24 protein-coding genes are annotated in these 24,201 nt (G+C 40.8%); 18 read left to right on the forward strand and 6 right to left on the reverse strand.

What is annotated here, in order from left to right:
* Positions 1-46: 46 nt before the first annotated feature.
* Positions 47-1,171, reverse strand: coding sequence for an acyltransferase (locus tag B7E06_RS07360; RefSeq protein ID WP_082233364.1), 1,125 nt, complete (start codon positions 1,169-1,171; stop codon positions 47-49).
* Positions 1,172-1,400: 229 nt separating this feature from the next.
* On the opposite strand from B7E06_RS07360, the gene hpf reads away from it, so the two are divergent.
* The 4 genes from hpf (at position 1,401) to prfB (ending at position 6,251) form a co-directional block, all read left to right on the forward strand.
* Positions 1,401-1,964, forward strand: coding sequence for a ribosome hibernation-promoting factor, HPF/YfiA family (gene hpf, locus B7E06_RS07365; protein WP_082233365.1), 564 nt, complete (start codon positions 1,401-1,403; stop codon positions 1,962-1,964).
* Between the two features lie 231 nt (positions 1,965-2,195).
* On the forward strand, positions 2,196-2,396 hold the full coding sequence (locus tag B7E06_RS07370) for a hypothetical protein (RefSeq protein ID WP_082233366.1): 201 nt from the start codon (positions 2,196-2,198) through the stop codon (positions 2,394-2,396).
* Between the two features lie 173 nt (positions 2,397-2,569).
* On the forward strand, positions 2,570-5,077 hold the full coding sequence (secA, locus tag B7E06_RS07375) for a preprotein translocase subunit SecA (protein WP_082233367.1): 2,508 nt from the start codon (positions 2,570-2,572) through the stop codon (positions 5,075-5,077).
* A gap of 72 nt (positions 5,078-5,149) precedes the next feature.
* Positions 5,150-6,251, forward strand: a protein-coding gene (gene prfB / locus B7E06_RS07380) for a peptide chain release factor 2 (protein WP_143414467.1) whose coding sequence is annotated in 2 segments (ribosomal slippage) — positions 5,150-5,221 and positions 5,223-6,251 — 1,101 coding nt in all. Because the reading frame shifts where the segments join, the coding sequence is not laid out codon by codon here.
* A gap of 88 nt (positions 6,252-6,339) precedes the next feature.
* On the opposite strand, the gene B7E06_RS07385 is transcribed toward prfB, so the two are convergent.
* Positions 6,340-7,281 (reverse strand): helix-turn-helix transcriptional regulator, encoded by a 942-nt coding sequence (locus tag B7E06_RS07385; protein ID WP_082233369.1) that lies wholly within the window; start codon positions 7,279-7,281, stop codon positions 6,340-6,342.
* 92 nt (positions 7,282-7,373) lie between these two features.
* Here B7E06_RS07385 and B7E06_RS07390 point away from each other — a divergent pair, with 92 nt between their 5' ends.
* The 7 genes from B7E06_RS07390 (at position 7,374) to B7E06_RS07420 (ending at position 14,105) form a co-directional block, all read left to right on the forward strand.
* Complete coding sequence (locus tag B7E06_RS07390; protein ID WP_245807696.1) at positions 7,374-8,348, forward strand: quinone oxidoreductase family protein; 975 nt, start codon at positions 7,374-7,376, stop codon at positions 8,346-8,348.
* A 131-nt stretch (positions 8,349-8,479) separates the two neighbouring features.
* The gene (gene galU / locus B7E06_RS07395; RefSeq protein WP_082233370.1) at positions 8,480-9,358 is read left to right on the forward strand and encodes a UTP--glucose-1-phosphate uridylyltransferase GalU; all 879 of its coding nucleotides are present in this window, start codon (positions 8,480-8,482) and stop codon (positions 9,356-9,358) included.
* A gap of 107 nt (positions 9,359-9,465) precedes the next feature.
* A complete protein-coding gene (locus B7E06_RS07400; protein ID WP_082235943.1) occupies positions 9,466-10,332 on the forward strand; it encodes a YitT family protein in 867 nt (288 codons plus the stop codon).
* Between the two features lie 60 nt (positions 10,333-10,392).
* Positions 10,393-10,743 (forward strand): cytochrome c551, encoded by a 351-nt coding sequence (gene cccB, locus B7E06_RS07405; protein WP_082233371.1) that lies wholly within the window; start codon positions 10,393-10,395, stop codon positions 10,741-10,743.
* A 399-nt stretch (positions 10,744-11,142) separates the two neighbouring features.
* Positions 11,143-11,829 carry a cell division ATP-binding protein FtsE gene (gene ftsE / locus B7E06_RS07410; RefSeq protein WP_082235944.1) on the forward strand — a complete coding sequence of 229 codons (687 nt, stop codon included), beginning with the start codon at positions 11,143-11,145 and terminating at the stop codon, positions 11,827-11,829.
* A complete protein-coding gene (gene ftsX, locus B7E06_RS07415) occupies positions 11,819-12,712 on the forward strand; it encodes a permease-like cell division protein FtsX (RefSeq protein WP_082233372.1) in 894 nt (297 codons plus the stop codon). Before ftsE ends, ftsX begins: the two co-directional genes overlap by 11 nt.
* Before the next feature lie 28 nt (positions 12,713-12,740).
* A complete protein-coding gene (locus B7E06_RS07420; protein WP_082233373.1) occupies positions 12,741-14,105 on the forward strand; it encodes a murein hydrolase activator EnvC family protein in 1,365 nt (454 codons plus the stop codon).
* A 110-nt stretch (positions 14,106-14,215) separates the two neighbouring features.
* Here B7E06_RS07420 and B7E06_RS07425 read toward each other — a convergent pair whose 3' ends face one another.
* Positions 14,216-14,449, reverse strand: coding sequence for a hypothetical protein (locus tag B7E06_RS07425; RefSeq protein ID WP_082233374.1), 234 nt, complete (start codon positions 14,447-14,449; stop codon positions 14,216-14,218).
* Between the two features lie 128 nt (positions 14,450-14,577).
* Here B7E06_RS07425 and B7E06_RS07430 point away from each other — a divergent pair, with 128 nt between their 5' ends.
* Positions 14,578-15,015 (forward strand): YndM family protein, encoded by a 438-nt coding sequence (locus tag B7E06_RS07430; RefSeq protein ID WP_082233375.1) that lies wholly within the window; start codon positions 14,578-14,580, stop codon positions 15,013-15,015.
* A 158-nt stretch (positions 15,016-15,173) separates the two neighbouring features.
* Positions 15,174-16,505 carry an amino acid permease gene (locus B7E06_RS07435; RefSeq protein WP_245807697.1) on the forward strand — a complete coding sequence of 444 codons (1,332 nt, stop codon included), beginning with the start codon at positions 15,174-15,176 and terminating at the stop codon, positions 16,503-16,505.
* Here B7E06_RS07435 and B7E06_RS07440 read toward each other — a convergent pair.
* Positions 16,485-17,117, reverse strand: a complete 633-nt coding sequence (locus tag B7E06_RS07440; RefSeq protein ID WP_082233377.1) for a LysE family transporter — start codon at positions 17,115-17,117, stop codon at positions 16,485-16,487. The two genes, B7E06_RS07435 and B7E06_RS07440, sit on opposite strands and share 21 nt — an antisense overlap.
* Before the next feature lie 101 nt (positions 17,118-17,218).
* Entirely contained in the window at positions 17,219-17,458 is a 240-nt protein-coding gene (locus B7E06_RS07445) for a hypothetical protein (RefSeq protein WP_082233378.1), read from the reverse strand.
* Between the two features lie 148 nt (positions 17,459-17,606).
* On the opposite strand from B7E06_RS07445, the gene B7E06_RS07450 reads away from it, so the two are divergent.
* The 4 genes from B7E06_RS07450 (at position 17,607) to B7E06_RS07465 (ending at position 22,393) form a co-directional block, all read left to right on the forward strand.
* Positions 17,607-18,470, forward strand: coding sequence for an MBL fold metallo-hydrolase (locus B7E06_RS07450; RefSeq protein ID WP_245807698.1), 864 nt, complete (start codon positions 17,607-17,609; stop codon positions 18,468-18,470).
* Between the two features lie 133 nt (positions 18,471-18,603).
* Positions 18,604-20,097 (forward strand): S41 family peptidase, encoded by a 1,494-nt coding sequence (locus tag B7E06_RS07455; protein WP_082233379.1) that lies wholly within the window; start codon positions 18,604-18,606, stop codon positions 20,095-20,097.
* A gap of 74 nt (positions 20,098-20,171) precedes the next feature.
* The gene (locus B7E06_RS07460; RefSeq protein ID WP_082233380.1) at positions 20,172-21,332 is read left to right on the forward strand and encodes a PDZ domain-containing protein; all 1,161 of its coding nucleotides are present in this window, start codon (positions 20,172-20,174) and stop codon (positions 21,330-21,332) included.
* 209 nt (positions 21,333-21,541) lie between these two features.
* Positions 21,542-22,393 carry an ABC transporter ATP-binding protein gene (locus tag B7E06_RS07465; RefSeq protein ID WP_082233381.1) on the forward strand — a complete coding sequence of 284 codons (852 nt, stop codon included), beginning with the start codon at positions 21,542-21,544 and terminating at the stop codon, positions 22,391-22,393.
* Positions 22,394-22,426: 33 nt separating this feature from the next.
* Here the strand turns inward: B7E06_RS07465 and B7E06_RS07470 are convergent, their stop codons facing one another.
* Positions 22,427-23,077, reverse strand: a complete 651-nt coding sequence (locus B7E06_RS07470; RefSeq protein WP_082233382.1) for a haloacid dehalogenase type II — start codon at positions 23,075-23,077, stop codon at positions 22,427-22,429.
* A 201-nt stretch (positions 23,078-23,278) separates the two neighbouring features.
* Between B7E06_RS07470 and B7E06_RS07475 the strand changes: the two genes are divergently transcribed.
* The gene (locus B7E06_RS07475) at positions 23,279-24,163 is read left to right on the forward strand and encodes a COX15/CtaA family protein (RefSeq protein ID WP_082233383.1); all 885 of its coding nucleotides are present in this window, start codon (positions 23,279-23,281) and stop codon (positions 24,161-24,163) included.
* Positions 24,164-24,201 lie beyond the last annotated feature (38 nt).

Here is a 24,201-nt window from a genome sequence, read left to right on the forward strand (position 1 = left end):
AAAATTTTTAATAATAAAAAAGCCAATGGATAAGATCCACTGGCTGTCAACTTGCTTTGTTTAACTTGTTTTTAGTTTCTTTAAAATTATAGTTTATATTTTGAGGGTTAGCTTTGACTAAGGTCACTATATATTCATTAAAAGGTACGTAAGAAATAGCCTTTAAGATAATTACACAAATTAATATAACCATAAGATGGTAAGGGATTATAAATATTGAATAAGCAAATACATCATATGGTGCGTAGTCCTGATATAAGTAAATAACTAAAGGATGTAGCAGAAAAATCCCCATAGACATATTTCCTAAACTTATAAAGACTTTAATTATACTTTCACTAATTAACATTAAAGAATAATAAATACTTATGATTACGACAAAAGAGATAGGAATAGCAAATAAATTTATCAAATTTTCATTAGAATTTATAACTTGTTGGCTAGTGTGATAATCAAAAACAATTAAAGCCAATACGGCTAACCCCGTAATCTGAACAAAAAGCCGGTTATTTCTCAAAGATAAATATTCGTGAATATACGGCCATAGGTGGACAAATAATGAGCCGAGCATAAAGTAATAAAGCCACTGTAATAGGAACCCGCGTCCATTTATGAAGTTTTCTAGGTAGGATCCTCCGGCTTCGAAATGATTAGTAATGAATACATAATTTATAAATAGAGAAGTAATAGTTAGGAAAATAACAGATTTGAAATTCAGCCACTTCTTAATTAATACAAACAAAACATAGAACTGTATAACTAAACTGATAAAGTATAAATGATAATGCGATTTTCCAGATATAACCATGTATATGAAATCTTTTACTTGTTCTTGGTTAGACCAGTCAGGAATGCTGTAACTACCCATATAATATTTGTACACTAAATATATGAAACTCCATACAAGAAAAGGAGAGATAATTTTTACCATTCGGCTTTTTATAAACCGCTTTAGTGTAAAATTTTTCCCAATCATAGAATTATATAAAAGGAATCCGCTCATAACAGCAAACAGAGGAGTGCCGATTCTTGATATTTGGTTAAAGAAATTTGTAAGAGTGGTATAACCATCAATGGAATGATAAAAACGAGCACTGACGTGAACCATAACAACCATTAAACAGGCGACTGCCCTTACAAAATTAATTTCATAAAAGTATCTCTTTTCCAAGTCTACCTCCTCCTATTGAGTTTTTAATAACCTTTTGTTACAAAGTCTCACCCAATATAACATTATTACTGGTAAAGGGACATTTTTCAATAGTACATATTTACAATCTTTTACCATTTCCAACAATTTCCGACACAAAAAGTTCGAAAAGTTCTGAAAGTTTATGCAGGAATGGGCGAGGGTATGGTAGAATATAAACTACATAAGGATGAAAGGAGGACACTTCTAGATGTTAAAATATAACATTCGTGGTGAAAACTTAGAGGTGACAGATCCAATTAAGGACTATGTGGAAAAAAAGGTGGGCAAGATGGAACGCTACTTTGAAACTCCACCGTCATCTGAAGTACACGTAAATTTAAGTGTCTATAATGATGAGCAGACGATTGAAGTGACTATTCCTATGAAGAATTTACTTCTTCGAGCCGAGGAGCATAACACTGATCTATATGCTGCCATCGACCTTGTGGTAGATAAATTAGAAAGACAAATACGTAAGCACAAAACGAAAGTGAACCGGAGATCCCGCCAGGAGGGTGCTCCTAAGTATGTGTTTGCCGAACTTGAAAGGGAAGCACAAGAACAAAGACTTGAACAACAAGAAGAAAATGATTCCGATATCGAGATTGTAAGGACAAAGCGTTTTGACTTAAAACCAATGGATAGTGAAGAGGCTGCATTGCAGATGGAAATGTTAGGCCATGCGTTTTACGTTTTTACAAACGCGAACACGGATGAAACAAATATTGTATATAAACGACGTGATGGAAAATATGGATTAATTGAAACCTGATCCTAAAAAACAGCTCTGCCAAACCGGCGGAGCTGTTTTTTTTGTGGTAGAAATTAAAATAGATAGTATTTTTCTTTTTTGACCAATCATTTATTTAAATTCTCCTGTTTTACTGGGTGAAAACTTTGTTGTGAAAGGAATGTCACATAAAGTTCTATTTTTTGCTGCTTTTTTATTTTGATAAAAAGAGTGTATAAATAAGATGTAATCCCTACCAAGGAGGCGATGTGAATGTCTAATACTTATCCATGTAAAGTTTGCGGGCAAGTCCTAAAGCAAACAAAACAGCAAGAAAAAACGATAGCCCAGCTTGTTGAAATCATCGGTGCCCTTAACCGGAAAATTGCTGATCTTGATCAGCGCCAGGTGAAAATGGAACGGATAGTCGTTCCGGAGCTTTTTCCCCGCTCGACCTCCTCTGCCTCCTCTTAAATCGCCTCCATCTGGGCAAGTAGTCTTCCCAGGATTACTTGTCCTCTTTTTTTATCCTTGCGGGACTGATCCTGCTTTCCTGTTCTGTTGTCAGTAAGCCTCCCTTAGTGTTATGATTAGGAGTGGATTATACTATTCAACCGAAGATTTGGTATGAAAGAGGAGCGGTTGCCATGCTTGGAACCTTAAAGAAAATTTTTGGTGGAGAGAATCGCCAACTTAAAAATTTAGAGAAACTAGCAGAAAAAGTTGAAGAACTAGAAACAGATATAGAGAAGCTCTCTGATGATGGGCTTCGACAAAAAACAGAAGAGTTTAAGTCACGTTATGAAAAAGGGGAGACTCTTGATGATCTTCTTGTAGAAGCCTTTGCTGTTGTGAGAGAAGCATCTAAACGTGTTTTGAACATGCGTCCCTTTAAAGTACAGATTCTTGGAGCCATTGCACTCCACGAAGGAAACATTGCAGAAATGAAAACAGGTGAAGGTAAAACGTTAGCATCTACTATGCCTGCTTACTTAAATGCAATTACTGGAAAAGGCGTACACATTATTACAGTTAACGATTACCTTGCCAGCCGTGATGCTACAGAGATGGGGCAGCTGTTTGAATTTCTCGGCTTAAAAGTCGGTTTGAATTTAAATGGAATGTCAAAGGATGAAAAGCGTGAAGCTTATCTTGCTGATATCACTTATGGTACGAACAATGAATTTGGTTTTGATTATTTAAGAGATAACATGGTCTTATATAAAGAACAAATGGTACAGCGTCCTCTTCATTTCGCTATTATTGATGAGGTCGATTCAATTTTAATTGATGAAGCACGTACCCCTCTGATCATTTCCGGAACGGCCTCTAAATCCGCTGACCTTTATCAGTCAGCAAACTCTTTCGTTCGTTTACTGGAAAGAGATGATGAGTTTACGTATGATGAAAAAACAAAAAACGTACAGCTTACTGAAGAAGGGATCAATAAGGCTGAGAAGTTCTTTAAAATTGAAAACTTGTTTGATCTATCAAATGTGACACTGATTCATCATATTAATCAGGCATTAAAAGCCCATACAACAATGCAGCGAGACACAGATTATGTAATAGAGGAAGGCGAGGTCGTTATCGTCGATCAGTTTACGGGTCGATTAATGAAAGGCCGCCGATACAGTGACGGTCTGCACCAGGCAATCGAAGCAAAAGAAGGACTGCCTATTCAAAATGAAAGCATGACTCTAGCTTCTATTACGTTCCAAAACCTTTTCCGTATGTATGAAAAGCTGTCCGGAATGACGGGTACAGCAAAAACGGAAGAAGAGGAATTCTTAAATATCTACAACATGCGGGTAATTACCATTCCCACAAACAGAGAGATTATCCGTGACGATAAACCAGACCTTGTTTATAAAACGATGGATGGAAAGTTCAAAGCCGTCGTAGAGGATATTAAAGAACGTTATCAAAAAGGACAGCCGGTGCTAGTCGGTACGGTAGCCGTTGAAACTTCCGAGATTATTTCGCGATATTTAACGAAAGCGAAAGTGCCTCATAATGTATTGAATGCGAAAAACCACTTCCGTGAAGCTGAAATTATAGAGAATGCCGGTCAAAAAGGAGCAGTTACGATTGCGACCAACATGGCCGGCCGTGGGACGGATATTAAGCTCGGTGAAGAGGTGAAAGATCTGGGCGGTCTTGCCGTCATTGGGACAGAGCGTCATGAATCACGCCGGATCGATAATCAGCTGCGTGGACGTTCCGGTCGTCAGGGAGACCCGGGTATGTCTCAATTCTACCTTGCGACAGATGATGAACTAATGCGTCGATTTGCATCTGATAATATGCGCAATATGATGGAGAGACTTGGAATGGACGACTCTCAGCCGATTGAAAGTAAGATGATTTCACGAGCAGTAGAGTCTGCCCAAAAACGTGTGGAAGGTAACAACTTTGATGCTCGTAAAACCGTTCTTTCTTATGATGACGTACTTCGACAGCAGCGTGAAGTTATCTACAAACAGCGGTTCGAAGTTCTGGATTCTGAGAACTTACGCGAAATCGTTGAACAGATGATTAAGAGTACAGTAAATCAGACAGTAATGGCACACACTCAGGAAGAACTGGATGAGGACTGGAACTTAGAAGCGATTGTAGATTACTTGAAAGCCAACCTGCTTGAAGAGGGTGATATCACAGTTGAAGATCTCAAAGGCAAAGATCCAGAAGAGATGGAAGAATTAATTTTACAAAAAGTTAAAGAACGCTACGATGAAAAAGAAGCAGAACTCTCAGAGGATCAAATGCGTGAATTTGAAAAAGTCATTCTTCTGCGAACCGTCGATCAGAAGTGGATGGATCACATTGATCAAATGGACCAGCTGAGACAAGGAATCCACCTGCGGGCTTACGGGCAGAATGATCCGCTTCGTGAATATCAGTTCGAAGGATTTAATATGTTTGAAAAAATGGTAGCTTCTATTGATGAAGAGGTAGCTAAATATGTCATGAAAGCCCAAATCCGCAACAACCTGCAGCGGCAGGAAGTAGCAAAAGGCGCCACCGCTGTATCAGGCGGCCAGGAGAGCAAACAGCCAAAGAAAAAGACGCCTTTCGTGAAGAAGGATTCCGTGGGACGTAATGACCCATGCCCATGCGGAAGCGGTAAAAAGTATAAGAATTGTCATGGTTAAGAAAGGAGAGAGGCACTCTTACACAGAGTGTCTTCCCTTATGTTTTTAGAAGAATATTAGGAGTGATTGGATATGGATATGGCAGAAATTCGCCACGAGTTAGACAATTCAGCTAAGCGATTAGCGGACTTCAGGGGGTCTCTTTGACGTCGAACAAAAGAAAACCAGGATCGCTGAACTCGAAGAGGAAATGACGGAGCCGGGATTTTGGGATAGCCAGGACACCGCTCAAAAGGTTATTAATGAAGTAAATAGTTTGAAATCCCTTGTCCATACGCTTGAAGAGCATGAAGAAACTCATGAAAATCTTGAAGTTTCTTATGAGCTTGTAAAAGAAGAAAACGATGCAGATCTTTTAGAAGAGCTTGTTGAAGAAATTCAACAACTTGTAGAGAAACTGGATAATTTTGAACTGTCTTTACTACTAAGTGAAGCTTATGATAAAAACAATGCGATCCTTGAACTGCATCCCGGTGCCGGCGGAACAGAGTCCCAGGACTGGGCAAGCATGCTGCTTCGTATGTATACACGCTGGGCTGAAAAGCGAGGGTTCTCTGTAGCTACTCTTGATTACCTTCCTGGAGAGGAAGCCGGCGTGAAAAGTGTAACATTGATGGTTAAAGGTCATAATGCCTATGGTTACCTAAAGGCTGAAAAAGGAGTTCATCGACTCGTTAGAATATCTCCATTTGACTCGTCTGGCCGCCGTCATACTTCCTTCGTATCCTGTGAGGTCATGCCGGAATTCAATGATGAAGTTGAGATTGATGTGCGCACCGAAGATTTAAAAATTGATACGTATCGTTCAAGTGGTGCAGGCGGACAGCACGTTAACACGACTGATTCTGCTGTTCGTATTACTCACTTGCCGACAAACACGATTGTGACGTGTCAATCGGAACGGTCCCAGATTAAGAACCGCGAACAGGCCATGAAGATGCTTAAATCCAAGCTTTACCAGCTGGAGATTGAACGACAGCAGGCACAGCTTGATGATATCCGTGGGGAACAGAAGGAAATTGGCTGGGGGAGTCAAATCCGCTCCTATGTCTTCCACCCTTATTCTATGGTGAAAGATCATCGTACGAATGTAGAGAATGGAAATACTCAGGCTGTAATGGATGGGGAACTTGATAAGTTTATTAACGCCTATCTTCGTTCTCAAATGAACTAAGATCCTCTATACTAGTAAAAATAGAAAAAGAGGAGGAAACCCTTCGGTTTCCTCCTCTTTTTCTGTTTTTCTTACAAAGGCTTAGAATCTAAGTCTTGTAATGCTGCAGTACTTCATCAGCTAATGTACATATGCGATTTACCATTTCAACAGGCTTCACCACTTTAGCCGCTGTTCCTAATTGGTAAAAGTAATGGGAGACATATTCTATTTCATTACGGTCAATTTTTGTATCAATATAGCCTTCATCTTCATTTATTATCTCTATATATGGTTCCAGCCAGGACTGGCTTTTGCATTGGCGGAGTCCTTCCCCAGTTAATTCTACGTATAGAGGTGTGGAGAATGTTTTTTCATTTAAATGGCTAGTCAACCAATCATGGAGCGTAATATTAGGATCATAATGTTTATTTAACCTGCGGAACGATTGAATGCGGTCTGCACGGAATACTCTTATGGCACAGTGTTCCATATCGAAGGCGGGCACATACCAGAAACCATTATATGCATACATACCAATAGGTGATATCTTTCTAGGGGCTATCCCTGTTTTTGAGTAATATTGAATGCCCACTATTTGCTTATTTATAGCTGCTTCAATGATTTTCTTTAAATAGGGGGAGTCTGCCCCTCTTTTTATGTTCCAAAAAGTTAATACGGAAGAAAGTTGAGTCATTTTCTTTCTAGTATCAGCTGGGAGAGATGAATAAAGTTTATCGGAGACATATTTAATATCAACATCGAAGGGAAGAGAATGGTAGTATTTTAAAGATTCAAATGCAAAAAAGATAGAGAAGGCTTCGCTTTCGTTAAAAAGAATGGGAGGCAGAACCCGGTTGTCCAATACACGGTAGCCTCCGTTGCGCCCAGGCTCTGTATAGAGAGGAACACCGATCTCTCCTATTTCTGAAAGGTAGCGATGAGCTGTTCGCAAGGAAACATTGAATTCGTAAGCGATATCTTGAGCGGTAAATTTCCGTTTTGCATTTACGTAGACAATGAGATCGAATAGCAATTTAGTTTTAGACATAAATCTCCCTCCTTTTTTGATAATAACATGTCAATTCCTGACATGTTATTATGTTAAATTTTTAATAGAAAATAACTTAAGGAGGAGTTACCGTGGAAGTGTCCTCAAGAACAATGAATGCAGCAATTCTTCATCGTTTTGGCGGTTGTCATGAATTGTTATACCAGGAAACGTTTATACCTGACATTGGACCACAGGAGGTATTAATTGAAGTTGCCTTCGCCGGGGTTGGTGAATGGGATGCGTTTGAACGACAAGGCGGATATGCCGAAATGCTTCATATGGATCCCGAATTCCCTTATATTCTTGGTTCTGAAGGATCGGGTACGGTTATTGCTATTGGAGAGGAAGTAACCGGTGTAAAGGAAGGAGATCAAGTCTATGCCCCAGCCTTCTTAAACCCAAAGGGAGGGTTTTACGCGGAATATACGGTTGTTGAAGCCGAGTATGTTACTCCAATACCGGTAGAATTAACAAGACTGGAGGCTGCGGCTATTTCCGGCGTAGGATTGACTGCATTACGGGGACTGGAGGATGTTTTGCATTTAAGAAAAGGAGAATCCATAATGATCTTCGGTGCCAGTGGAGGAGTGGGCCATATCGCCGTGCAGCTGGCAAAAGCAATGGGGGCGCGCGTATTTGCAGTTGCTTCCGGAGAGGACGGAGTTGCTATAGTAAAAAAACTTGGTTGTGATATGGTGGTAAATGGTAAGAGTGAGAATATTACATCCCAGGCTAGAGGTTATATGCCGTGTGGATTCGATGCAGCTCTTTTTACTGCAGGTGGTACAAAGGCTGATAGCGCTGTGAATTGTCTCCGTAAAGGCGGAAGGATCGCTTATCCTAATGGAATATTCCCTGAACTCCGACTTCCTGAAGGAATGACAGCAGCTGGTTATAATGCCGATCCGGACCGCGAGATCATCGTACGTCTTCTGACTTATATCATAAGATTCGACTTATTTGTTCATATTAGTTATATGTTTCCTTTAAAAGAGGCAGATAAGGCTCATAAAATGCTAAAAAAACATTATGTGGGGAAAATTTGTTTGGAAATAAATCCTTGAAAACCTCTCCTTCGATGTCTTAACTACTTTTATCAGGGCCTGCTCTTTCTTAGTGTGACGGTAAGTTCTGTCTATTCCACATTATTTTTGCTATTCTAAGAATAAAGACTAATGGAAAGGCTGGAAGACAAATGACCGTAAAAAAAGCAATTATTCCTGCAGCTGGACTAGGCACACGTTTCCTTCCCGCTACGAAAGCCATGCCTAAGGAAATGCTTCCTATTGTAGATAAGCCAACGATTCAATATATAGTAGAAGAAGCGATCGCCTCAGGCATAGAGGATATTATTATCGTGACCGGGAAAGGTAAGCGGGCCATTGAAGATCATTTTGACCATGCTTTTGAGCTTGAAGATAATTTATATAAAAAAGAAAAATTTGAACTCCTCGAAAAGGTAAAACAGCCGGGAGCTGTAGATATTCATTATATCCGGCAGAAGGAACCGAAAGGGCTGGGCCATGCTGTCTGGTGTGCGAGGAAATTTATCGGAGATGAACCTTTCGCCGTTCTGCTCGGAGATGATATTGTAGAAGCAGACAAGCCATGCTTAAGACAGCTGATTGATCAATATGAGGAGACTCAATCATCAATTATTGGAATTAAGCAGGTTCCTGAAGAGGATACTTCACGCTATGGTATTATCGCCCCGGCTTATCAGGAAGGCCGGCGCTATCAGGTGGAACATTTTGTTGAAAAGCCTAGAAGAGGTGAGGCTCCCTCCAACCTGGCAATAATCGGCCGCTACATTTTAACACCAGGGATTATGGAGCTGCTTGATAATCAGGAAGCGGGCGCTGGTAATGAGGTTCAGCTAACGGATGCTATTGAAAGGCTGAACCAAATAGAGGCGGTATACGGATACGAATTTGAAGGGGAACGCTATGATGTAGGTGATCAGCTCGGATTTATAGAGACAACGCTAGCTATCGCTCTTAACCGAGATGATGTAAAAGAAGATGTTAGGAAGCTGATCAAAAGATTAGCTGCAGAAAACACATCACTTAAATAACCTTTAACGAATTAATACGTTATCATGCTCTCGTTTACACGTCATTAGCCGAGTGGTATACTCCTATCGGTAGTTTAACGGATGGAAGGAGATCGCTCGTCATGATGATGGCTAAAAAATATAGAAGGGAACCGCTGCCTCCACTTGTACGCCATACTATTGAATATGGACTTGTCATTTTAGGTTCCTTTTTTGTTGCGCTTGCATTTAATGTTTTCTTACTGTCGAACAATATTGCTTCGGGCGGTGTGGCAGGTATCAGTACAATAACAAAGGGTGTATTCGGCTGGGAACCCGGAGTGGTGCAGTGGGTGCTGAATGTTCCTTTGTTTATTACTGGTGTTATTATACTTGGGAAAAATTTCGGTATGAAATCATTTGTTGGTACAATGGTTCTTCCGCTTTTTGTATTACTCACAAGCAGCCTTTCTCCTGCTACTCCTGATCCGTTGCTTGGTGCCATATTTGGTGGTATGGGAGTCGGACTGGGACTTGGAATTGTATTTCGTGGGAGGGCTTCAACGGGAGGTATAGACTTAGCAGCACAGGTATTACATAAGTTTACGCACTTGCCGCTTGGAGTCAGTGTAGCTCTCTTTGACGGCCTCATCGTCATAACTTCAGCACTTGTGTTCTCGCTTGAAGAAGGGCTCTATGCATTAATCGGATTGTTTGCTACAAGCCGTACTATAGATTTTGTTCAGGTGGGTTTAAACACTTCTAAAAACGTGATGATCATCACGGAAAATTTAGAAGAAACGAGGCAAACAATTCTTGAAAAAATTGATCGAGGAGTTACCGTTCTTGAAGGTTCTGGCGGTTACACGGATGAAAAGCGGAAAGTCATTATGTGTGTCGTTCAGCAAAATGAATTCATCAAATTGACACAAACGGTAAAACGAATTGATCCAGGGGCATTTGTCGTAGCTATGAACGCAACAGAGGTTCTCGGCGAGGGTTTTAAAATGCCGTAAGTGGGTTATACTAATTACATCCATTTTTTGAAAAAAACGTAATGGTGAGGTGTATGTACAATGAAAAAGTGGTTATTGACTCTTTTATTTGGAGGAACTCTTGTTCTTAGCGCCTGTGGTGGTGGCGGTGACGAGGGGGCTGAAGATGCCGGCGACGGCGGAGATAACGGCGGAGGAACTGAAGAAGTTGACACAGCCGCTGCGGAACAGACGTATGAGCAAACCTGTGCAAGCTGTCACGGTGGAGACATGGAAGGCAATGTCGGACCGGCTTTAACGGATGTAGGATCAAATTATTCGGCTGATGAAGTCTCCCAGATTATTCAGAATGGAAAAGGCTCTATGCCAGCTCAGAATGTAGAACCTCAGGATGCTGATAACTTAGCTCAGTGGTTGACTTCTAAGGAATAGCGGTAATACTTAAACCTGGTTTGTAAATAACCAGGTTTTTTTATGTTTTCAAGATAGGTCTTTTGACCTGTTTTTGGCTTATTTCAAGATTTCACGAACTTAAATTTTAGTAAAACCACCTGCAGTAACTTCTGATATTTAAAAAGCAGAAAATGAGAATTACATTTAGTTAAATAAGTGAATTCAAGAGTTTTGAATCGGTTTAATTCAAAAGGGAAATTGCGAATTTTGTCGAAATGATAGAGGAGCATAAAACTTTTGAAATGAAAATGTAATATATTTTTGTCTTAAAAACTCGAAATCAGATGTTATAATGTACGAGGACTTAAGGGGTCAATTCAGAAATTAAAGGATTACAACATAGATGAAAAACAACAAAGGAGTATGGGTGATTACTATATGATTGAGATGAAGGGTGTGTATAAGACTTACCCAAATGGTGTTACTGCTTTGAATGGGATAGATGTACATATTGCGGATGGAGAATTTGTATATGTAGTTGGTCCCAGCGGTGCGGGGAAGTCGACATTTACAAGATTGATGTTCAGGGAAGAGAAGCCGTCTAAAGGTACTGTGAAAATTAATAAATATAACCTTTCCACATTAAAAGAACGAAAAGTCCCTCAGCTTCGCCGTAATATCGGTGTGGTCTATCAGGATTTTCGTTTACTTCCAAGAATGACAGTATATGAAAACGTCGCATTTGCTTTAGAGGTTATTGAAGAATCTCCAAACCAAATTCGACGTCGTGTCATGGATGTGTTGGAGCAGGTACGCTTAAAAAATAAAGCCCGCTTCATACCTGATGAATTATCAGGAGGAGAACAGCAGCGGGTCTCGATTGCAAGAGCAATTGCCAACCATCCGAAGCTGTTAATAGCTGATGAGCCGACAGGCAATCTGGATCCGGATACGTCATGGGAAATTATGCACATCTTAGAAGAAATTAATGCAAAAGGGACTACAGTACTTATGGCTACCCACAGCCAGGAGATTGTAAACACGATTCGCAGACGTGTAATTGCGATTGAGGATGGCCAGATTGTACGTGATGAAGCACGGGGGGAGTATGGATATGAAACTTAGAACCCTCGGTAGACATACACGTGAAGGTACTAAAAGTGTCTGGCGTAACGGCTGGATGACGATATCAGCTATTGGGGCTGTAACGACGACACTGCTTTTAGTCGGAGTTTTTTTGGCTGTAATGTTAAACTTAAATGAATTTGCGAGCAATGTGGAACAAGACGTCGAGGTTAAAGTCCTTGTCGATGTAACAGCCAATGATGAACAAATTAACAATCTCGAGAGTGAATTAAGTGAAATACCAGAAGTTAATGAATTGAACTACTCATCCAAAGAAGAAGAATTAGATCAGCTTGTGGACAGCCTTGGGGATCAGGGGAAAGCTTTTGAATTGTTTGAGCAGAGCAACCCGCTCAATGATGCTTTTGTTATTAAGCCTCAGGAACCTGTAGATGCTATTGAAATTGCAGATCAAGCGGAGTCTATGGAGTATGTAGATGAGGTCGATTTTGGAGAGGAAATCGTTCAGCGCTTATTCCAATTTAATGAATATGCAAGGTATATTGGAATGGCTCTTATTGTAGGATTAGTTTTCACAGCTATCTTTTTAATCTCAAATACAATCAAAATAACAATTATTGCGCGGAGAAAAGAGATTGAAATTATGAAGCTTGTAGGAGCGACTAATTCATTTATCCGCTGGCCGTTCTTTATAGAAGGAATAATATTGGGGGTTCTAGGAGCTATTATCCCTATTGCTGCGGTTATGGGCGGATATTACTATATGTATTACAACTTACAGGACCGTATCAGTTTTGATTTTATCCAGTTACTACCGTATTATCCTTTTGCTTTCCAACTGGCAGGGATCATTCTTGTAATTGGTGCATTCATCGGCGTTTGGGGAAGCGTGATGAGTGTTCGTAAGTTCTTAAAAGTTTAAGGTGAAAAATGGGGAGGAAGAAAACCAGATGAGGAAGTTTTACACTGTTTCATTGACTGCACTTCTAGTTGCCGGTTCTCTTCTTACGCCTTTTCAAGTAAATGCCAATGGTGATCTTGAAGAGGTAAGAGAGGAACTGCGCGAACTAGAAAAAGAAAAGGGTAACGTAGGAGATAAACAAAGTGAGATCTCTGATGATAAAAGCAAAACAGAAGATGAAATAGCAAAAAATGAATCAGAACAGAAAGAAACCGAAAAGCAAATGGAGAAGATTGATAACGAGTTAAGTGAAACTCAGGAAAAGCTTCGTAAGAAAGAAAATGAAATTAAAGAAACAGAAGAGCGTATTGCTCAGCTCAAAGAAGATATTGAAATTCTTCAGGAAAGAATTAAGGAGCGGGAGGAGCTTCTTAAAGAACGACTGCGTGCCCTGCAAAAAAGCGGTGGAGATGTTCAGTACTTAGAAGTGTTGATGGGGGCACAGAGCTTCGGAGACTTCTTAGATCGCGCCTCTGCTGTTACTACGATCATGGATCAGGATAAAAACATCATGGATACACACATGCAGGAAAAACAGCTTCTTGAAGAAAAGCAGGAAGAGGTAAAGCAGAAGAAAGAAGAACTGATCAAACAAAAAGAAGATCTTGAAAGCATCAAAGCCGATTTGGACGCCCAAATGGCGGAAAAAGAAAAATTAATGAAAGAACTTGAAGTTCAGCAGGAAGAGCTTCATGATCATAAGATGGATCTAGAAGAAGAAGAAGCTCTGCTCAGAGACCAGGAAGCTTCCATCCAGAAAGCAATGGAAAATGCGAAAGGTGAAGAGTCCCGGATCCAAGAAGAAATGGAACGTCAAGCTGAGCTGGAAAGACAAAAGGAAGAAGCTGAACGTAAAAAACAGCAGAAATCTTCAAGCAGCTCAAACAGTGATTCCAGTTCCTCTTCATCAGCAGACTCAGCACCTGCACCAGCTCCAAAGCCAGCAGCTGCAAGCTCAGGCAGTGACTTTATCCGCCCAGCAGCAGGACCAGTAACCTCGGAAATGGGTGCACGCTGGGGAACTACACATGCGGGAATAGATATTGGAGGTAATGGAACACCAATTGTTGCAGCAGCTGATGGACAAGTTCTTCGTTCCTATTACTCTTCCTCTTATGGGAATGTCGTATATTTAACCCACTATATTGATGGTAAGATTTATACAACCGTTTATGCACATATGCAGAACCGTAAAGTCAGTTCCGGTGATACAGTTTCTCAAGGACAGCAGCTCGGACTAATGGGCACTACAGGAAATTCAACCGGGCCTCACTTGCACTTTGAAGTACACGAAGGAGCCTGGAATGCTTCCAAGAGTAATGCGGTGAACCCTAGAAACCATATAAATTTTTAAATGATAAATTAAAAATCCTCTCTTTTCTAAAGAGAGGATTTTTTTTATGAACTTTCCTTTTATACGATCAGAAATAAAGAAAAAGCTTAGCCTTTATAGATAATTCCTTCTTATTGTTGTTGTCCCATTTGCTGCTGACACTGCTGGGCCAGCTGTTGAATTTGTTGAAGCTGCTGAGCTGCGTTTTGCTCACGCTGAGCCATAGGCTGCTGAGCATTCATGTTAGTGTTTGGCTGCTGCTGGGATTGCTGAATCTGCTGGGAATTTTGTCTTTCCTGCTGCTCTAATTGTTGAGCTATTTGTACGATTTGCTGAAGAGCTTGTTGCGTTTGCTGTTGTTGCATAAAAATTCCTCCTTTATTTTTGTTCAGTTACTAGTGTGCTTATAATCTTAACGTTTATTCTTATAATTTTTACATGTATAACCACTTAAACTCTACAAAAGCTAACAACAGAAGGAGGTGTTTGTATCGTGAAACATTTTAAACTTTTTGCGATTAAATTTATAGTAACCTTGATCGCTCTTACTTTGATTTTAGGAGCGGGATATGATGTTTCCTTTGGAAATGTATTTTTAATATCACTTGTTTTAGGAGTCATTTCCTATGTTCTGGGAGATTTGATTATCTTACCAAGAACGAGTAACACCATTGCTTCTATTGCTGACTTTGCCCTTGCCTACTTTGTCATTTATTTTATGACAGATGCTTTAACTGTAGGAGGAGACTTGTTTACTGCTTCTCTATTATCGGCTATTGCGATCGGTATTTTTGAGTATTTCTTCCATAAAAGTGTCAGCACTACTCTTCATTATGACCAGTCAAAACGACGGAGACGTACCACTAATCCAGAATTGCGTACAGAAGCTTCAGACGAGTTAACTCCTTATCCAGAAGAAGAAAAGGATTAACTGTGCAGCCTACCCTCCTGGGAAATCGGGAGGGTTTTTTGTTCCTTTAGCATCTGCGGGTAATTTGTTATGGCATGGATATACTAATCTTTGTCTATTTTTTTGTAAGAGGCCTATACTTCTGTCTCTTTTTAAAACGCCAGAGAGAAGGATTTTATGTGAAGACTAAATGCAAACCTAATGATAAAAAAATTGCCTGGTGGCAGCTGTCGCTTATAGGCGTCGGCTGTACAATCGGCACTGGCTTTTTCTTAGGATCATCCCTTGCCATAAACAGGGGTGGACCGACGGTACTATTATTATTTCTACTCGCTGCTCTTGGTACTTATATCGTATTTGACGCCCTTTCTAAAATGACCGCAGAGGATCCCCAAAAGGGTTCATTTCGTACGTATGCGAAGAATGCTTTTGGCAGGTGGGCCGGTTTCAGCAACGGCTGGGTATATTGGTCCTCTGAACTGTTAATTATGGGTAGTCAGCTGACCGCATTGGCTATTTTTGCGCAGTTTTGGTTTCCGGATATCCCTCTTTGGGTATTATCGAGTATCTTTGGAGTGCTTGGAGTCGGTGTAATTCTTACAGGAGTCAGCGGTTTTGAGCGAATAGAGAATATATTTGGGGTTATGAAGATCGCGGCAATTCTAATGTTCATTGTGATTGGAGTCCTTGCAGTCAGTGGTCTTCTGAAGGGAGGACAGCCTGAGCAGGCTTTCTCTTTTTCAAAAGATGGACTGCTTCCTGCAGGTTTGACTGGACTGTGGACTGCTTTTATTTATGTGTTTTATGCATTTGGGGGGATTGAAGTGATGGGGATTATGGCCAATGAATTAAAAGAGCCTAAAGAAGCCCCAAAAGCGGGGAAGGTGATGCTGATCCTTCTAACAACCATTTATGTTATCTCTATCGGACTTGCTGTATGGCTGCTCCCAGCCGATAAGTTTAATGCAGATGAAAGCCCGTTTCTTTCAGCTCTTCAAGCTTTTAATTTGTCATTTGTTCCACATGTATTCAATGGAGCTCTGATCATTGGCGGTTTTTCAACAATGGTGGCCTCTCTTTACGGAATCACCACCATCTTAACTTCTCTTTCCGAAGATGGAGACGCCCCGAAGTTTTTCTCGAAAAAAGGACCAAGGGACGTACCTTACTTTTCCCTGCTGCTTACAGTGGGCGGGTTAATCGCATCCATCATTGTCGCTCTTCTTCTACCAGGGAAAATATATGAATACTTAACGACGGCGGCGGGGTTAATGCTGCTTTATATTTGGGTGTTTATTTTATTTACGTTTCACAAAATGGTACATCTTTCGTTATTTAGTGAAGTAAAACGATGGGTGGGAGTTGTTCTTATTCTGCTTGGAATCAGCGGTACTCTGTTTCATAGTTCAAGCCGTATCGGTTTATTCATCAGTCTAGGATTTATTCTAGTGATTGGTGCCGTCACGCTTTTAATGAGAAAAAGGTGGCGTTCATCCCAGGTGAAACAATAACCTAATAGCTTGATATCCAAAATAGAGGGCAAATCCAAATAAACAGACTCCTGAGGCTATGGATATTCCTTTTAAAAGCGCAGGGGTTAAAATTTTTCTGAAACCACTTGAGACGAAAGCCATCGTAATATCCCAAATCATCAAGCCGGTCAAAATGGCTGCTCCATACAGAAGGACATGGTTAAGGTCATACACCTGCATAGTATTGGCCAGTACAGAACCATAAATGCCCAGCCAAAACAAGATCGACAGAGGATTAGTAATGGTTAATAAAAAACCGCTTCTAAATGTTTTTCTTAAAGAATCCTTTGTCCTGCGCTCAGAACTCGTAATTTCCTGGGAACTTATCATGCTCTCTACCGCTGTATAAAAGAGAACAAAGGATCCAAACAGCCATAGAAAGGTTTTCATAAGCGGTATTTCAATAAAATGGACCACTCCGAAAAAGACACTCAAAATTAACAAGCATTCACCGATAATGGAACCAAGACCGATCACCCATGAATGAAGAAATCCATTACGTATGCCTTGATCCATTTGAGCCGCATTGATAGGACCGATCGGCGCGGCTAAAGAAAAACCTAATAATATGTAGCTTAAAAATACGCCCAAAAAATTCGCTCCTCTCCATATTTAATAACTTGTCCTATCTTATTCAAGAAAGAAGCGAACTATGAGGAAAGAAAAAAGACACAGTCTCCTGGAATGTGTCTTTAACGATTAGAGGCTTGATACGTCTCTTCAATTAAGCGCAGTAAATCCGCGGCTTTTTGAATTTCCTTAGCATTCGATTCTGTATTAAATTCCGGATCTTCCTTCAGCTGGTAAACTGCTTCTTCGGCCATTTTAACGTGCTGCTGTGCCTCTGCGAAACCTGTATTATCCTCCTGCATCTTTTCCACAGATTCTTTTGCTCGAAATAATATATCCTTAACATGACTTATCTGATCCATTTTGAAAACCCCTTTCTTATAGGGTTAATGTGATAAAAAAGCCCTGCATTTATTCATAAACAGTAGAAATGCCTTAGTTTTAAAAAAGCTGTGCACGGAAATGAAAGAATAAAAGGCGTTAGATTATCTTATTGGAGGTGCTATTTTTATGGAGAATTACAATCATGGTATGAGAGATACAATGGATGGTAAGAATATGCCGATGACTTCAGTATCGAGCGGGAAAGGGGAAGAAATTCTTCCAGACGTTTACAACTTTACAAACCAGATCGTCAACCTTTGCTTCGTAGGGAATGCTGAACACTGGGTACTAGTAGATACAGGGATGCCGGATTCTGCGAAGACGATTGTTGAGGAAGCGGAAAAACGATTCGGAAAAGGATGCAGACCAAGAGCTATTATTCTAACCCATGGACATTTTGACCATGTGGGGGCTGTTGTAGATCTAGTGGAGAAGTGGGAGGTACCTGTTTATGCGCATGAAGCAGAGCTTCTTTATTTAACGGGGAAACTGGATTATCCTGAACCCGATTCTTCTGTAGAAGGAGGAATGGTCGCTAAAATTTCCCGCTTTTTTCCTAACAAGGCTGTCGATTTAGGGAATCATGTACTTGCATTGCCAGAGAATGGAACGGTTCCGCTTATGCCCGAATGGAAATGGTACCATACGCCAGGCCACAGCCCCGGACATATATCGCTTTTCAGGGAAAAAGATCACACGTTGATTGCCGGGGATGCATTTGTAACTGTAAGGCAGGACGTTTTGTATAAAGTCCTTGTACAAAAAAAAGAGGTTCACGGGCCGCCGCGATACTTTACAACAGACTGGGATCTGGCTTTTACGTCAGTTAAAAAGCTGGAATCCTTAAAGCCGAAGACGGCAGTTACGGGTCATGGCAGCCCGATGGCAGGTGAGGAACTTCAAAACGGATTAAAAGAGCTCGTCAATAAGTTTGAGCAGGTGGCAGTTCCTGATCATGGGAAATTCGTTAAAGGTGATCAAAATCGCTGAAATTTAATAGTGGACGGCTTCACAAATTTAACGCATAATTGTAATATAAAAAGGCATCGCACATTTACGTTGCGGTGTCTTTTTTGCTAGTATAGAGTCATCTACAGAAATTTTTTACAGAAGGGTGAATGCGATGAATCTCAAGCCGCGTTACGTGGCTATCATAGTCATGCTCGCTTTACTTATAGGGGCTGCCGGGTCGTACGTGGGAATCCAGTACTTTGGAGCCGGCGGTAATAGTTCCAATTCTGCTGCTGAAAGCACTAAGAATTTCGGAAGCCTTTCACAGGAAGATCAAAAGCAATTAATTGAAGGGATGACAGGTGGAGAGCAAGCGGACATAGAAAAAGTTGAACAAGCCTACAGCATAATCCAGGAGAGTTCCTTAGTTGAAGCTGATAAAACCCAGCTTGTCGAAGGAGCTATTAAGGGAATGCTCGATACATTAGAAGACCCATACAGTGTTTATATGGATAAAGAAACTATGGAGCAGTTTGACCAGTCTATTGAATCTTCTTTCCAGGGGATCGGGGCTGAGGTCAGTATGGTCAATGAAAAGGTGACTGTAGTTGCGCCAATTAAAGGGTCACCAGCTGAAAAAGCTGGATTAAAGCCAAATGACCAAATTCTTGAAGTAGACGGTAAAAGCGTAGAGGGCCTTGATCTTTATGAAGCTGTTTTAAAGATACGTGGTGAAAAAGGAACAGAGGTTACATTGACGGTTGAACGTCCGGGGGCCAGCGATCCCCTTGAAGTGAAAATGACACGTGATGAAATTCCACTGGAAACCGTTTATGAAGACGTGCAGGAAGTGAATGGCAAAAAAGCCGGGGTCATTGAGATTACTTCATTTTCTGAAGAAACGTCTAAGGAATTCGAACAAGCCTTAAAGGAACTTGAAAGTAAGAATATTGAGGGATTAGTTATAGATGTACGGGGGAACCCGGGCGGCCTATTTACTGATGTGCAAGATATCTTAAAACTGTTTATTCCAAAAGATAAACCTTACGTTCAAGTCGAAGATCGCAACGGGGAAACGTCCAAATATTTCTCGGAAATCAAGCAGCTGAAGGAGTATCCGATCACTGTGCTTCAGGATGAAGGAAGTGCCTCAGCCTCAGAGATCCTTTCCGCGGCTATGAAGGAAGCTGGCAATTATGAGATTGTAGGGACTCAAAGCTTTGGTAAGGGTACAGTGCAGCAGACTGTTCCAATGGGAGATGGAAGTACGATTAAGCTTACACTGTTTAAGTGGCTGACTCCTGAAGGAAACTGGATTCATGAAAAAGGAGTGGAACCGACAGTAGAGGTTAAGCAGCCGGATTATTTTTACAGTAACCCTGTCGAGGTAAAAGAAAAATTAAAGTTTGATGATAATAGTGAACAGGTGAAAAGTATTCAGGAAATGCTTAAAGGTTTAGGGTATGATCCTGGCCGTACTGATGGATATTTCAGTAAAGAGACAGAACAAGCTGTAGAAGATTTCCAGCAGGATGAAAAATTAGAAACGAACGGAGAAGTTTCTAAAGAAACAGCTGGTAAAATACAGGAGCTAATCGTTAATAAAGTTCGTGATGATAAAAATGACAAGCAGCTTGATAAGGCGTTAGAAGTATTATTTAAATAAAGAAAAAAGTATGTATGATTTATATCCGTAGTCTTTGACTGCGGATATTTTTGAGAATGAGGAGGTTGAAAGAATTGGAAAGCTGGCTGAATGAATTAGGGACAGGTGCATTGAAGTTTTTTATATCCCCTATCTTATACTGGGCGATTCTCCTTTTATTTATCGTTTCAATAAGGCGGATGAAACTAGAACGAAACAGTTTCGGAACGAGAATCTACGATATATTTACAGAAGGACGAAGTACATGGAAGGTTTCCTTAGCAGGGGGAAGTGTGATTTCACTGGTATGTATTGGAGCAGGATTAGTAGTATCTCAGGAATTCTTATGGCTGCTGGCAGCCATTACCATTCTGCTCAGTTTTCCCTTTAATTTAAAGGGACTTTCCCCGGTATATACGCTTGGTATAAGCATATTCGTCATTTCACTGCTGCCACTTTTAACAGACAGGCAGACCTTTTTAGACGTTTCAACAGCACACCTTGCCATATTGCTCGGTCTTTTGTTGATAATTGAAGGTGTTCTTCTGGTCCAAACTTCTTCACGAAGAACTTTTCCTGAGAGGACCCTTGGAAAACGAGGAAAAACCATTGGCCGGCACAGAGTGAAAAAGATGACCGTTCTTCCCCTAATCACCCTGTTTCCGGCTGGAATTATCGAACCAATAGCCTCATGGTGGCCAACCTTCGATGCTGCCGGTCATTCATTTGGTCTTATAGCTTTTCCATTTTTAATGGGATATGAATTTGTTGTAAAGGGGCAGTCACCTAAGCTTGCCTCTATTACAATGGGAAGACAAACCATTCTATTGGCTGTGGTCACTTTATTGGTTGCAGCAGGAGGACTATTTCTTCCTGTTCTCTCATTGGCTGCTGTTGGAATCAGTATATTGGGCCGTCTCGCTATTTACAGCCTATACAGAAGCCGGGATGGCGAGAAGGCATACTTCTCAGAGGACCATCGTGGACTCAGAGTGTTAGGGACGATTCCAGACAGCCCAGCGGATGAAATGAATCTTCTGCCAGGAGAACTGATTGTGCAAGTTAATGGTCTTCCAGTAACTACTGTAAGAGATTTTTATGAAGCTCTTCAGCGAAATCGCGCTTTAACGAAAATGGAAGTAAGAGACTTCCGAGGGGAAAATCGATTCCTGCAAAGGGCCGGTTATGAAGGTGACCATCATGAACTTGGTGTTATTTTCGTGCAGGAAGTAAACTATAATTTAATGGCTCAATAAGCAAAAAATTCATTCGAAAATACTGTAAAAGTTTTGTGAAAAGTCGGAAGACTGAATGAAAATGATTCTCAAAGTCATTGACATTAAGTCTTTTACCTTCTAAACTAAAAGAAGAATATTCAGTTCGATCTCTAGATAATTATAGATGAATAACGGTAATTTAATAAATACAGACAACCGGGATCGTTGTACAAAGGAGAGAATGACAGATGGAGTCACTGATGGCGAAAAATCTGACACTAGGCTACGGAGATACAGTAATCATTGATTCATTGGATATCGAAATTCCTAAAGGGGAAGTAACTGTCCTTATCGGCGGTAATGGCTGTGGAAAATCAACACTACTGCGTTCATTAGCCCGACTTCTTAGACCGAAGCAGGGAGAAGTAGTGCTGGACAGTGAAGATATCTCTAAAATGCGTACAAAAGATGTAGCCAAAAAGATGGCCATCCTGCCTCAAAGTCCGACAACTCCGGAAGGCTTGACTGTTTATCAGCTCGTAAAACAGGGGAGGTATCCTTATCAAAGCTGGGCAAAACGCTGGTCTAAAGAAGATGAAGAAGCGGTAAATCGTGCTTTAGCAGATACAAACCTGATTGAACTTAAAGATCGTACGGTTGACTCATTATCGGGTGGCCAAAGGCAGCGCGCCTGGATTGCTATGACACTGGCTCAGGATACGGAGCTTATTTTACTAGACGAACCAACAACATACTTAGATATGACCCACCAAATCGAAATTTTGGATTTGCTTTTTGATTTAAACCAGGACAATGGACGGACCGTCGTCATGGTTTTACACGATATCAACCTTGCCTGTCGTTATGCCGATCATATTATAGCTGTGAAAGATAAAGAAGTATATGCTCAGGGGAAACCGGAAGAAGTGGTTACTTGTGATTTAATGCGCCATGTCTTTGAAATGACATGTGATGTCCGCAAAGATCCTTTGTTCGGCACACCGATGTGTATCCCGCATGGGAAAGGGCGCTGCCTTATTAAGCAGGCACAAGCGGAAGCACAGACTCCGACAAAAGTTCCAACACAGACCGTGAGCTGAAAAAACAGCAGAGAATTTCTCTGCTGTTTTTTTTTATTGAGGAAGATCTGTTAAATTTTTTAAGATATGATCAGGTTTAATTCCGAGATTCGGCCAATCGGAAGATGAGCGATTGACCCATGCGGTTTGAAAGCCATAGCTCGCGGCACCGGCTATATCCCACGGATTACTGGAAAAGAATAGGATCTCTTCTTTTTTCTTATGAACTTGTTTTTTTGCATATTCATAGGCTTTTGGGTGCGGCTTGTAGACCTTTGGTTCATCTGCACTGATAAGAGAAAAGCTAGAGGTCAGCGCATTATGTTCCAGTAACGGCTCAAGCATAGAATGGGTACCATTTGAGAAAATCGTCAGTTCTTTGTCCTTATTTCTTTCCTTCATTTGTGAAACTTCTTCATATGGAGCTAACTTTTTATATTGCTGCATCAATTGTTCGATAACAGCGGGAGAGTCATCCACTTCGTTCTCCGATAATGCATCCTTTAATGACCAAAGAGTAATTTGATCAAAAGGAACATAATCATCGATCAGCTGGCGAATCATAAAATAATGGATTTGTTTCTGCCGCCAGTCCTGGCTGATGGATTCTGCTTTGCTGGAGTACTGTTCCTGCAGCAGCTCTTTTACAGAGTGGACATCGAATAACGTCCCATATGCGTCAAAAAGATAAGCTTGGTATTTCATTCCTAGTATCCCCTTTCTTCTTAACGATTTCCCCTATGCGGACTTTTGTAAACGAAGAGAGAGAAGCGCTTCCATTGACACGTTCACAAAAAATTCACCACCGTTCGCGTGTTTTTTAGCTTAAGAAACAGAAGTTTCGTGATATGATTTGATAGTAAGATTATTTATTTAATTGAGTTCTGATATAGAAAGGGTAAGACGATGAAGAAATTTTCAATCGTAACAACTGTCGTCACATTCGTTGCACTCATCCTTGGAAACCTCGTAGTAGCTACAAACTCAGGGGATGCATGTGGAACAACGTGGCCGGTTTGTAATGGAAAAATCATACCTGACATTACAGACTATCATGTAATTATTGAATATTCGCACCGGCTGATGGTGCCGCTGCTTGGATTACTAACTTTTATAAATGCTGTTGGTGCTATTAGAAAGCAGAGGAAAAATAAAGCGGTACTTATTCTGGCCATTGCCAGTTTGGGCATGCTCATTTTTCAATCAGGCATCGGAGGTCTTAATGTGCTCCTTGGCACACCTCCTGGGTTTACCACACTGGACGTTACCTTCAGTCAGGTTCTCCTGCTGATCTTAGTCCTGCTCAGCTACAGCCTCCATGAAACGAAAATAGAACTCGATCGAGTCAGCTGGTCAACGGTGAGCATGAGTTACCGGGCTTTTGTACTTGGATTTGCTGTTTATGTATTCCAGGTTATCCTCGGCGCATTCTTTAAGCATAGCCGGGCAAGTAACGTGTTGCTTGATATACCAGCTGCTGAGTATTTAATTCGCAGCGAAGGTTTGGCTAATGTTATTTACTCTCTGCACTGGGTAGCTACAGTCGTAATCTTTGTGGCCGCTCTCTGGTATGTTATCTATGCTACAAGATTTCAATATCATCGCTTTTTAGCATGGGCCTATTTAGTAACGATCCTGTTGAATGCAGCGGTCGGTTTTGTAATCGTCATAACAGGAAATGTTGTGCTTGCTTCTTCCATTCATATGATCATTTCTACGGTAACGATGGCCGTAGGCGGCATGATCCTTGGCGGTTACTGGTTTAAACTGCAAAAAAAATCAATAGCATAGAAAAAGCAGATCTTTTTAAAAGATCTGCTTTTTTGCAT

The organism is Halobacillus massiliensis (assembly GCF_900166625.1).
In the GTDB taxonomy this organism is placed as follows: Bacteria; Bacillota; Bacilli; order Bacillales; family Halobacillaceae; genus Halobacillus_A; species Halobacillus_A massiliensis.

Coding starts and splice junctions, on each gene's coding strand:
- ftsX (WP_082233372.1), top strand. CDS start 11,819: ATGAAACTTAGAACCCTCGGTAGACATACACGTGAAGGTACTAAAAGT.
- hpf (WP_082233365.1), top strand. CDS start 1,401: ATGTTAAAATATAACATTCGTGGTGAAAACTTAGAGGTGACAGATCCA.
- B7E06_RS07385 (WP_082233369.1), bottom strand. CDS start 7,281: ATGTCTAAAACTAAATTGCTATTCGATCTCATTGTCTACGTAAATGCA.
- ftsE (WP_082235944.1), top strand. CDS start 11,143: ATGATTGAGATGAAGGGTGTGTATAAGACTTACCCAAATGGTGTTACT.
- galU (WP_082233370.1), top strand. CDS start 8,480: ATGACCGTAAAAAAAGCAATTATTCCTGCAGCTGGACTAGGCACACGT.
- cccB (WP_082233371.1), top strand. CDS start 10,393: ATGAAAAAGTGGTTATTGACTCTTTTATTTGGAGGAACTCTTGTTCTT.
- B7E06_RS07425 (WP_082233374.1), bottom strand. CDS start 14,449: ATGCAACAACAGCAAACGCAACAAGCTCTTCAGCAAATCGTACAAATA.
- secA (WP_082233367.1), top strand. CDS start 2,570: ATGCTTGGAACCTTAAAGAAAATTTTTGGTGGAGAGAATCGCCAACTT.
- B7E06_RS07450 (WP_245807698.1), top strand. CDS start 17,607: ATGGAGAATTACAATCATGGTATGAGAGATACAATGGATGGTAAGAAT.
- B7E06_RS07470 (WP_082233382.1), bottom strand. CDS start 23,077: ATGAAATACCAAGCTTATCTTTTTGACGCATATGGGACGTTATTCGAT.
- B7E06_RS07445 (WP_082233378.1), bottom strand. CDS start 17,458: ATGGATCAGATAAGTCATGTTAAGGATATATTATTTCGAGCAAAAGAA.
- B7E06_RS07420 (WP_082233373.1), top strand. CDS start 12,741: ATGAGGAAGTTTTACACTGTTTCATTGACTGCACTTCTAGTTGCCGGT.
- B7E06_RS07465 (WP_082233381.1), top strand. CDS start 21,542: ATGGAGTCACTGATGGCGAAAAATCTGACACTAGGCTACGGAGATACA.
- B7E06_RS07370 (WP_082233366.1), top strand. CDS start 2,196: ATGTCTAATACTTATCCATGTAAAGTTTGCGGGCAAGTCCTAAAGCAA.
- B7E06_RS07455 (WP_082233379.1), top strand. CDS start 18,604: ATGAATCTCAAGCCGCGTTACGTGGCTATCATAGTCATGCTCGCTTTA.
- B7E06_RS07475 (WP_082233383.1), top strand. CDS start 23,279: ATGAAGAAATTTTCAATCGTAACAACTGTCGTCACATTCGTTGCACTC.
- B7E06_RS07400 (WP_082235943.1), top strand. CDS start 9,466: ATGGCTAAAAAATATAGAAGGGAACCGCTGCCTCCACTTGTACGCCAT.